1 protein-coding gene is annotated in these 1,317 nt (G+C 30.3%); it reads right to left on the bottom strand.

Annotated elements, in window-relative coordinates:
- On the bottom strand, nt 1-1,317 hold a 1,317-nt coding region (locus IV57_RS12800), incomplete at both ends, for an Eco57I restriction-modification methylase domain-containing protein (protein ID WP_157051969.1).

The raw sequence follows: 1,317 nt of genomic DNA, 5'->3' as shown, positions 1-1,317 counted from the left end.
ATCTTAGAAAAGTTCGCTTGGTTAGTTCGATTATATCTGTTTCCCTTTATTGGAACTGTAGAAGGAACTTTCCCAGCAGCATCCTGGGTCCTTATTTGATGATATGTGCCAATAAATTCAGGCATTTGTATATTACGAATTATAGTTACAGCGGTTCCAAATGCAATTCCCATAACATTGTTTTCCATATGCATTAAACTAGAAATTGTATAGTTATCAAGCAGGTTAGTTCTCATTTTTTCAAAACTAGATAAAAACATCCATGATTGCATAGTAACCATACAATTATATCCACCCCAAATAACCGATTTATTCCATCTTTCAATAAACATAGAGAATAAGTCAGATTTTGAATTTGGATATTTCTTCTTAGCAAAGTCACTAAGAGTTTTATTCATTCTGGAAGATCCCATATAAGGTGGATTAGTTATTACCACATGATACTTCTTACTTAATAGTGAGGAAACGTTCGCCAATGATTTAATATATTTGATGAGCGGTATTACTTCAAAGGACAATTGATCCCTATTTAAACCGTTTAATTCAGATACTAATCTTTCATAATTAATATCTAATCCTGAAATCAAGGATCCTAAATCATTTCCATTTTCAAAAATATTTATTAATGATTTTATATCATTAACAGTGGTATCGTTTAACTCGTTAAACAATACTTCAAAATCCTCAATGTTTATTTCGTTTGTTTCAGGGACATCATAAATATTTAACTCAATACTAGTTGTTAATGCTTGACGATTATATTGTCTTAATTTCATGTAGATTGAAAAATATGATAATTGAAATGCTCGTGTATCAATATCTAAACCATAAAGATTGTTAGAAATAATTAATTTTGATGCATCTCTCTCAGAAAAACCTTGTGATTTATAAATTTGCATTAATAGATCAAAGGCATAAACGAGAATATGTCCAGATCCCATTGAAGGATCAATAATTCTAATATCTGCTGGCTTTAAATCAAGCAGTGATGAATCTACAGAATTTAGTTTAATAACGATATTATCCGGTTGTTTGGCCTCAGGTAGATAGTAGTTCCAACCAAAATCATCGACCATTTGTTGTTCTTCTCTGGAATCACCCTTTTTGATGAGTGATTTTAACCAAACTTTACCTAATGAATTTTGAACCATATATTTTACAATCCAATCAGGTGTAAAAATCTGTGTTACAGAAGCAATTTCAGTATCTCTAAATTTATGTGATTTAGGGGATGAAATTGCTTTTTCTTTATTCTCTGTATTGTAATACTGATAAATCCAACCAATAATTTCAACCTGACCACCTTGAGAAATATCA

Origin of the sequence: Companilactobacillus kimchiensis (assembly GCF_001438805.1) — a bacterium.
In the GTDB taxonomy this organism is placed as follows: domain Bacteria; phylum Bacillota; class Bacilli; order Lactobacillales; family Lactobacillaceae; genus Companilactobacillus; species Companilactobacillus kimchiensis.
This window is presented reverse-complemented; position numbering and strand designations above follow the sequence as displayed.